Genomic DNA, 9,321 nt, shown 5'->3' on the forward strand with positions numbered 1-9,321 from the left:
AACGAATGTTCAGTATGCATGGGACGGAGTGAAATGGAATGAATATGAATAAAAAGCAACTTCAAACCGAGCAGACCAAGAAGAAACTTGCGGATGCTTCCAAAGCCCTTTTTGTACAAAAAGGCTATAAAGCAACGTCCATTGAGGATATTGTAGCTGCGACGGGCAGCAGCAAAGGCAATATATACTATCATTTCAAAAGTAAGGAAGGTCTGTTCCTCTATCTAATCGATGAGTGGGACCGGGAGTGGGAAGAGAGCTGGGCGGCCAAAGAACATCTCTATCGCACCTCCACGGAGAAGATTTATGGTTTAGCGGAACAATTAGTTCTGGACGATATGAATCACCCCCTGACGAAGGCAGCTGATGAGTTCTTCACAGGGGAAAAGAAAGAAAATGATATTGAGGAGCGAATCTCCTTAATGTTTGAGCGGCATATTCAATTTAATAAACAAATGATAGAGCAAGGCATTGAGAGCGGTGAGTTCAAAGCAGACAATGTAGATAATCTGGCGCTCATATTGGAGAGTACCATTATTGGTCTTAGTCAGATGTCACGGGGGATGGAGCCTGATCAGGCTCTTGCGTTATACCGCCAAGCTGCCAGTGTATTCTTGCACGGGATTGCAAAAGATAAAGATTAAGCAACATTTTGACAACTACGGAGGATGGAATCATGGCATTACTTACACGGAACAGGGGCGCACTGCTGCTGTTAATGTTTAATATTTTTCTTGTTTTTACGGGTATTGGTCTGGTTGTGCCGATTATGCCTGCGTATATGGATCTTCTCCATATCACTGGATTCACAGTTGGATTGCTGGTCGCGGCATTCTCCTTCACCCAGTTTCTGTTCTCCCCGCTTGCGGGTCGATGGTCGGATACATGGGGACGTAAAAAAATTATCGTTGGCGGCATGCTGATCTTTGCCGTATCGGAGTTTATGTTTGGTGCGGTCAATGCACCAGTCTTGCTCTTCGCAGCCCGGATGCTTGGTGGTATTGGTGCGGCGATGATCTTCCCGGCGGTTATGGCTTACACCGCAGATATTACAACAGAGGAAGAACGCGGCAAAGGTATGGGATTGATTAATGCAGCCATTACAACCGGATTTATCATCGGACCGGGAATTGGTGGATACATTGCTGACTTTGGCATTCGAATTCCGTTCTACGCCGCAGGGGTTGCCGGGTTGCTGGCATCGATTATCACATTGATTATTTTGCCTGAATCCACGCGAAGCACAGGAGAGCAAACTAAACCTGTAGCTGGCGCAGAGAAGGTCAAAGCTCCGGGTATGGTATCCCAACTGCTGAATTCATACCGTGAACCGTACTTTTTCAGTTTGATTATTGTATTTGTTATGGCATTTGGTCTGGCGAACTACGAGACGGTATTTTCACTGTTTGTGGATCATAAGTTTGGCTTCACGACCAAAGACATTGCATTTATCATTACATTTGGTTCCATCGCGGGTGCGGTTGTGCAAGTATCCCTGATCGGTTGGTTGCTCAATCGGTTTGGTGAAAAGATGGTCATTTCAGTCTGTCTGTTATTTGTAGCCGTATTTGTACTATTGACCTTGTTTGTAAGTACGTACTGGATGATTCTTGTCGTAACGTTTATCGTCTTTCTGGGTATGGACATTTTGCGTCCGGCGATCAGTACACAGATGTCCAAACTGGCACAAGAACAACAGGGCTTTGTGGCCGGATTGAACTCGGCGTATACCAGTCTGGGGAATATCGCAGGCCCGATCGTAGCTGGAGCATTGTTCGATGTGAATATTAACTATCCTTATGTTTCTGCAGCAGCGGTTTTGGCGATCTGTTTCCTGTTATCCCTACGGGTACTTAGAGGTGCCAAAGCGGTAAAACAACCGAAGGCTGAAATGTAATTTTATAATTGGAAATGAAGTACATTAACACAAAAAACAGTCGATCACACCTAACGTGTGGTCGACTGTTTTTTATTATGATATTAAAGGATTACGGTATTAACGAATTTCTCCATTCGTTTCAATCAGTTTTTGATACCAGTGGAAACTCTGTTTGCGGATACGTCTCAATTCCTTGATATCAAATTCCTCACGATCCACATAGATGAATCCATAACGTTTGCTTGACCCTTGATGTGTGCTAACCAGATCGATCGCAGACCAAGGGCAGAAGCCAAATACATCTACGCCGTCCGTGATCGCCAGTTGAATCTGTTCGATATGTTTATTAAAAAATTCAATACGATACGGATCGTTAACCACGTCGCCTTCCTCCAGTTTATCAAATGCACCCAGACCGTTTTCCGTAACAATCAATGGCAGATGATAACGGGAGTAGATCTGGCGAAGGGTAGAGCGGAAGCCCACCGGATCAATTTCCCAGCCAAACTCTGTTTTTTGCAGATTGGGATTCACAGATCCTCTGTATGCCCCTGGCTCACCTACGATTTCATGCTGATCTCCTGTATGAGAGAAGTCATTGCCATCGTTGAGGCTTTCACCAACCGTTTGGGAAGTATAGTAGTTAAAAGCAATAAAGTCAGGATTTCCTTGAGCCAGGATGTCCATATCTCCGTCTTCAATGATGGGAGTATATCCTTTCTCTTCGAGATAACTCCAGGCAATATGATTATAACGCCCGTATACCGCCATATCGAGATAGAGCCAGTTACGAATGGCAGCATAGTTATCAGCCGCGAGTGTGTCTTCTGGTTTGGAGCTCGCCGGGTAAATTACACCGATATTAGGGGCTGGGCCAATTTTGGCTTCAGGCAGCATTTCATGACATAGCACCATGGCTTTAGCTTGAGCAACCAGCATGTGGTGATTTTGCTGATACAGTGTTTTTTGCGGATCAACAAGTGTTGTATCCAGTGTACCCAGAGAGCCGGGATGCAGGATCAGCATATTTTGTTCGTTGATGGTCAACCAATATTTAACCCGATCTCCGTAGTTCTCATAGAGGGTCTTGGCATATTGTTCAAAAGCATCAATTGTTGCACGGTTGGACCAGCCACCTTTTTCTTCAAGCGCGTAAGGAAGATCGAAGTGATACATCGTCACTATGGGTTCAATACCGTATTTAATTAACTCATTAATGAGAGAATCGTAAAAGGCGAGCCCCTTTGGATTCACTTCACCCGCTCCTTGCGGATAGATGCGTGTCCATGCGATGGAGAAGCGATAGGCTTTGAAGCCCATTTCAGCCAGCAACGCCACATCTTCTTTGTACATATGATAGTGATCACTGGTTACCTTGAAGTCGGTTACGCCTTCCACATGATTGCCCATGTCGATGACAGAAGGGCCTTTACCATCTTCATTCCAGGCTCCCTCAATCTGATAGGCAGAGGTTGAACCTCCCCAGAAGAAATCTTTAGGAAATGGTTTCAGTTGAGTATGTTTCATGGTTAGTTCCTCCTAAGTTGAATTCATATAATATAAGTTGGATCAGACAACGAGAGTCAGCAGGACATCATTTTTCTGTACCTGTTCCTGAGTTGTTTCGAATACATCCACTTCCTGCTGCGTAAGAGTAACAATGACAGGGGTTACGGTTTCGTATCCGGCTTCCTTGATCTTATTGATGTCAAACTGGATCAACAGATCGCCCTGTCTGACGATATCCCCTTCCTGAACGACAGGAGAGAAGTGTTTTCCTTTTAGCGCTACTGTATTGATGCCAATATGAATCAGGATTTCCGTTCCCGTGTTGGTTGTTAATCCAATGGCATGTCCTGTTGGGAAGAGGGAAGTGACAACACCGTCTACCGGAGCGACAACTTCGCCAATCTCAGGGACAATCGCCAAACCTTTGCCCATAGCACCAGTCGAGAAGGCTGGGTCATTAATGGTGCTCAGTGCTACGGCTTTACCTGTAAGTGGGCTATAAATTTGTTCTTTCTTGATCTCCGTTGTTTTGGTCTCAGGTATGACAGGAAGCTCTACCGGCGTACTTTCAGCCGATGTGCTGGAGACAGATTCGTTTGTCTCGGAAACTGTGGTTTTGCTTTCATAACCAAACATCACCGTTAATACCGCTGCTACCGCAAAGGAGCAGGCAATCGCAATTACGTAGACAACCGTTGGTGTATAGACGGGAATGGCAAATATATTGTGGAACACATAAGCAGTCATTTTAACACCAAAGTGACCATTAATGGCACCGCCGATCGCACCTGCGATGACTACGATAGGAATTACACGTTTATAACGCAAGATCAGACCGTATACGATTGGTTCAGTTACTCCTGCAAGTAAACCGGTAAGGCTGGTCGAGCCAGCAAGGGTTCGCAGGGTTTTGTTCTTTTTGGCTTTCAGGAAAATACCGAAGGCTACACCGATTTGTGCAAATACAGCTGCAGCAGCCATGGCTTCAATCGGATCGCCGCCAACCCCGATATTCTGTATCGTGATTGGAGTGAAGCCCCAGTGGAGTCCAAAGACAACCATGAAGGTCATGAATCCACCGAGTACAATCCCTGATAATATACCGCTGACACCAATGAGCCAAGTTACGCCGGAGGAGATCCAGTCACCTACCGTGGTGCCGAATGGTCCAAAGGCCATTGCGGACAGAGGAACCATAATCATCAAAGCAATCATTGGTACAAGGAACAATTGCAGGTCTTTCAAAATGATTTTTTTGAGTAACTTATCAAGAACAGCATAGATACTAATCGATATGAAGATTGGGAATACGCTGGCTGAATAATTCATCATCACAACCGGTATACCCAGGAACGATACATCTGAGCCCTTATCCATCAGCCCGGTGAAGCTCGGTTCCATCAGAGCGGCACCAATTACGCCAGCTACATAAGGATTGGCTTTCAGCTTCATACCCAGTGTGATCCCAAGGAAGATGGGCAAGAAATAAAATACAGCGTTGCCGGCAGCGGATAAAATCAAGTATGTGTCACTTGTATCCGACATCCATCCGAGCATGGTCAGGACAGTCAGCAAAGCTTTTAGCATACCTGATCCTGCCATAGCCGGGATTAACGGCGAGAAACTTCCGGATATAATTTCAAAAACTTTGGATAACAGCGAGGTTTTTTCCCCTGTGGACTCAGCCGATGAGGAGGAATCTCCTCCAAAATCCCGGTTTTTCATAATCTCCGCATATACATGAGCCACGTTACTACCGATGACAACCTGGAACTGGCCGCCGCTTTCGACAACGGTAATAATACCATCGTGTTTTTCAAGCGTTTCGCGTTCGGCCTTTTTCGAATCTTTCAGGTCAAATCTCAGCCGGGTCGCACAGTGGACAAGACCATTGATATTGGCTTCTCCGCCGACGAGACGAACGATGTCATCCCCCATTTTTTTATGATCCATGTTCATTCTCCTTTGTTGTTAAGATTGCCTGAAAACAAAAAAATACCTAAACGAATGGCTATGATCATCGGAAAGATGACCTGTTGCCAATCATTTAGGTATCGCCTGCTTGAGCAGTAACAATCCTTGTCGTTAAGTTGTGAGACCTACTATATATGACGCCGTAATCGTTTGCAAGCTTTTTTTATTCCGCGTCAAGCAACTCGTTACGAGAAGTGACACGTTGAATATGGATCGTCAAATACACCTTTTCATCAATGGACATGGCACTTTCAAACCTTTCTTCAAGGTACTGATTGATCCGTTGTGTACATTCAAATGCCTTGCTATATTTGTCCTTCACCTGCTCATACAGAAAGTTATCTCCTGAAGCAAATTGCTCCTGTTCATTACTCAACATTCTCTGCACAAAATATTGAAGATGGGTAATAAACCGGGAATAATTAAATGAATTTTCATCCAGGGCGATGTGGTAATGGTTGGTCACAATGTTGAAGATATCATCAATAACTTCAGTGATTTCAACGGTTTGTTTCATGCCTTGAGCATCTTGACGAGCGTTTACAAAATGCATTGCAATAAAGCTGGCCTCATGTTCATCCATCTGGATGCCGAATTGTTCCTGGATCAGCTCCACAGCGTTCATGCCAATCCCAAATTCCTTCTTGTAAAACTTCTTGATCTGCCACAAAAGGGAATTCTTCAGCCCGACGGATTTACGGTACCGGGTAATGGCAAACTGAATATGATCGATCAATGATATATAGATATTATCACTAAAAATATCGCCCATTTCCTTTTTGGCATGGCCCACAATTTCGTCTGCTAACTTCAAATATTCAACCGATGTTTCCCCAATCAGATCAATGAGTTTTTGCGGTATTTTATCTGATTTCAGCACAAAGGTTTTTTCGATTTTATCCTCATCCACGGGCTGCCCGTTTTTCTTTTTGAAGCCAAGACCGTTGCCAATGACAACAAATTCGTGACCAACCTGGTTCTCAGCCCGGATGACATTGTTGTTAAAAATCTGACGGATGATCATATATGTGTTTCACCTCAATTGGACGTAATAATAACAAAAAACCCAAACTAAGGCTTAATAGACAGCCTTGGTTTGGGTATCGCCTGCTTACCAGTAACAATCCCGAAGAAGACGCAGCTTCCTCTTTCAATTATGTCCACTATACCGCTTTCATAACAGAATAACAATACAATGATTTCTGGAAATGGACGTAAAGACGTGGATTTTTGGTATAATAAGAAATGCTGGAAGTGAATTAGATGGGCTGGGTTGCATAATAAGTTACCGAGGACGGTCATTTTTAAGCATATACAGGATTATTGGAGTGATAACATGAGCAATGCAAAAGGAAAAGGCGGCACCGGCCGTGGTACGGGTAAAAAAGGCTGGAACCGTTGGCAAGCCGCTGCAAACCGGGCAAAAAGTGCCCCGAAGCCTTATAAAAGTAAAGGTACAAAGAAGAAGGATGATACCGAAACTTCAAGTGGCAAGCCCGAGTAAGTATGGTTTGACGATGCCAGAGGAGAGAGCTGCCTGACTAACGGGTGGGTCTCTTTTTGCTTGAAAAGATAAAAAATTAAATTGACAGTATTGTAAATATGGTAATAATATAGAGCTTACGCAAATTAGATGGTAGTGCTACTATATAGAGAAAGGAGCAACAGCATGCCTGTTAATATGGATGAAAATCCACTTGGACTGATTCTGTCACGGACGTATCTGGCATACAAAAAAACAACAACCAGAAATCTGAGCGAACAGGATATTACTCCGGAACAATTTGCAGTTCTGAATGAATTGAGCAAGGCTGGAAGCCATATATCACAGAAAAAACTGGCTGAATTAACAGTGCGGGACCAGACAACTGTAGGCAAAATTATAGACAAGTTGATTCGCAAAGGTCTGGTGACAAGAGAAGAAGATCCACAGGACCGCAGAGCGGTTTTGCTTTGTTTGACGGCGGAAGGACTGGAAATGAATGACGTTCTTACACCAAAGGCAAAACAGCAAGAGCAAGAGGCACTCGCCGAATGTTCCCCTGAAGAGCTTGAAGCATTCATGAATGTGATGAATCGCATCTATGAAAAGATGAAATAAATTTTTTTGACCAAATATGTGCATGTGCATATATATGTAGTGCAATTATTTTAATTTTAACTAACGGGAGTCGTGAACGAATGAGAAGCTTCAAAGATTTTCTTAAAGTGCCACAGACAAAAATAGGGTTGGTTTTTGCATTGATTGTTCCGCTGTTATTTGTTGTGATCTGGATGACGGGTTATCATCAAGCCACGGAGAGAGTGGATCAACTTCAAGTTGCTCTCGTGAACGAAGACGGGACACAGGGAACAGAGGTGCAGAAGCAGATTGAAACGCTCGCGCCTTTCCATGTCAATGTTCTGGGATCTGCCGAGGAAGCTGAGCAACAGATGAATGCAGGTAACTATGCGATGGTTATTGTTATTCCGGAAGGATTCACTGACCAGATTGAAGGAGGTACAGAGGCGAGTTTGTCCTTTTATATCAATCAGGGAAATGCGGATGTAGCCAAATCCATTGTGGAACATGCCGCGACCGGAATGACTGCACAAATGGGTCATGGGATTCTGGAATCCAAGGTTCAAGTGACACTCAATAATGATAGTATAAACAGCGATGAACTGAGTGCAGCTATTGGACAAGCGATGGCGAAGATGAATGAAGGGCCTGTGAAGGCTGAAATTAATAAAACGAACAGCGTGAGTGATTTTGCAACATCGATGCTGCCCATGATTCTGGGTTTTATCACCTACATTGCTTCGATGACCATGAACATTCAGTTCAATATTACGTCGAATATCATGAAGCGTACCCATTCCAAATGGGAAATCTTCTGGGGACGGCAATTGCTGTTATTGTGTATAGCTGTGATTGTTCCCCTAATTGTGGATACAGTAGCTCTTCAGTTCACGGATGTTGCGAGCTCCTTCGGCGCTTTGTATCTGTATCATGTGCTGGTGAGTCTGGCTTGTATCTGTTTTACACAAATGAGTTTTGCCCTATTTGGCAATGCAGGACCTCTATTTAATGTAGCGATGGTTCCGCTCCAGTTGATGACAGCAGGAAATATCATTCCAGCCGAGATGCTGGCGCCATTCTACCGTTATATAGGAAACTTTCTGCCCGCTTCCAATGGAGTACAGGGATTTATGCGTTTGATCTATAGTGGAGAAGCAGTGGGGGGATACATGGTTCATCTTCTGTTGATCTCGATTATTACGTGGGGAATTACGTTGCTGCGAGTTGGCATGCAAAAAGCAGGTAATGGACAAATGACGATGACGCCTCCAGCATCAGCACAGGCACAACATTAAGAGTTTCCTTCTATATAATGTAATAACACACAAGAAAGTGGTTCACGTATAGTTATATGCGTGCATCACTTTTTTTTTGTATCTTCTATAATAGTTCTACTTATACTCGTGGTAACTTACAGTACCCCCAGTAATTTTACATGACCTTGATAAAAGGACAACCTAAATTGAGCATATTAATGAAGCTAAAATATATGAGAGGAGATGTAGGCTAATACGTTTAAAATCAATTAGACATGTATGGCGATGTATGAATGGAAAAAATGTCGTTTAAGCTATAATAAACTTTACACTGGGATAGAGGAGAGCAACACAGTAAAGTTAGTTGGTTTGTAGTAAATGAATTATATTAAATTAAGTATTGTAATTAATATTTATACGTGATATATTATTAGTCCGGCCAAGAAAACACGGTTTAACACTGGTGCGGCAAGCGAATCAAATAAGCTTCGAAAGAAACTTGAAAAAAGAGCTTGCAAAGTTGGTTCGGACATGATATTATATAAGAGTTGCTGAAGAGAACGACATTCGGTAACAAAACAAGTTTGATCTTTGAAAACTGAACAACGAGTGAGTAAACATTCTGCTTGCAGAATGAACGC

The 9,321-nt window shown here is 43.4% G+C and carries 8 protein-coding genes; 5 read left to right on the forward strand and 3 right to left on the reverse strand.

Annotation, left to right across the window (positions count from 1 at the left end):
* Window positions 1–44 precede the first annotated feature (44 nt).
* Both J2X75_RS28365 and J2X75_RS28370 read left to right on the forward strand, forming a co-directional pair.
* Window positions 45–644: a TetR/AcrR family transcriptional regulator gene (locus J2X75_RS28365; protein WP_310342720.1), complete on the forward strand. Its 600-nt coding sequence runs from the start codon at window positions 45–47 to the stop codon at window positions 642–644.
* Window positions 645–676: 32 nt separating this feature from the next.
* Window positions 677–1,897, forward strand: coding sequence for an MFS transporter (locus J2X75_RS28370; RefSeq protein WP_101314786.1), 1,221 nt, complete (start codon window positions 677–679; stop codon window positions 1,895–1,897).
* A gap of 99 nt (window positions 1,898–1,996) precedes the next feature.
* Here the strand turns inward: J2X75_RS28370 and J2X75_RS28375 are convergent, their stop codons facing one another.
* The 3 genes from J2X75_RS28375 to licT form a co-directional block, all read right to left on the reverse strand.
* Entirely contained in the window at window positions 1,997–3,406 is a 1,410-nt protein-coding gene (locus tag J2X75_RS28375) for a glycoside hydrolase family 1 protein (RefSeq protein WP_076253740.1), read from the reverse strand.
* Window positions 3,407–3,448: 42 nt separating this feature from the next.
* Window positions 3,449–5,341, reverse strand: a complete 1,893-nt coding sequence (locus J2X75_RS28380; RefSeq protein WP_310342701.1) for a beta-glucoside-specific PTS transporter subunit IIABC — start codon at window positions 5,339–5,341, stop codon at window positions 3,449–3,451.
* Window positions 5,342–5,525: 184 nt separating this feature from the next.
* The gene (gene licT / locus J2X75_RS28385) at window positions 5,526–6,386 is read right to left on the reverse strand and encodes a BglG family transcription antiterminator LicT (RefSeq protein ID WP_310342703.1); all 861 of its coding nucleotides are present in this window, start codon (window positions 6,384–6,386) and stop codon (window positions 5,526–5,528) included.
* A gap of 312 nt (window positions 6,387–6,698) precedes the next feature.
* Here licT and J2X75_RS28390 point away from each other — a divergent pair, with 312 nt between their 5' ends.
* The 3 genes from J2X75_RS28390 to J2X75_RS28400 all read left to right on the forward strand — a co-directional run bounded on the left by J2X75_RS28390 (window position 6,699) and on the right by J2X75_RS28400 (window position 8,719).
* On the forward strand, window positions 6,699–6,866 hold the full coding sequence (locus J2X75_RS28390) for a DUF3934 family protein (protein WP_074093608.1): 168 nt from the start codon (window positions 6,699–6,701) through the stop codon (window positions 6,864–6,866).
* Between the two features lie 165 nt (window positions 6,867–7,031).
* Window positions 7,032–7,463, forward strand: a complete 432-nt coding sequence (locus tag J2X75_RS28395) for a MarR family winged helix-turn-helix transcriptional regulator (protein WP_181155611.1) — start codon at window positions 7,032–7,034, stop codon at window positions 7,461–7,463.
* A gap of 80 nt (window positions 7,464–7,543) precedes the next feature.
* The gene (locus J2X75_RS28400) at window positions 7,544–8,719 is read left to right on the forward strand and encodes a YhgE/Pip domain-containing protein (RefSeq protein ID WP_310342713.1); all 1,176 of its coding nucleotides are present in this window, start codon (window positions 7,544–7,546) and stop codon (window positions 8,717–8,719) included.
* Window positions 8,720–9,321 lie beyond the last annotated feature (602 nt).

The sequence above is a fragment of the Paenibacillus sp. 2003 genome, assembly GCF_031455635.1.
Taxonomy (GTDB): domain Bacteria; phylum Bacillota; class Bacilli; order Paenibacillales; family Paenibacillaceae; genus Paenibacillus; species Paenibacillus amylolyticus_B.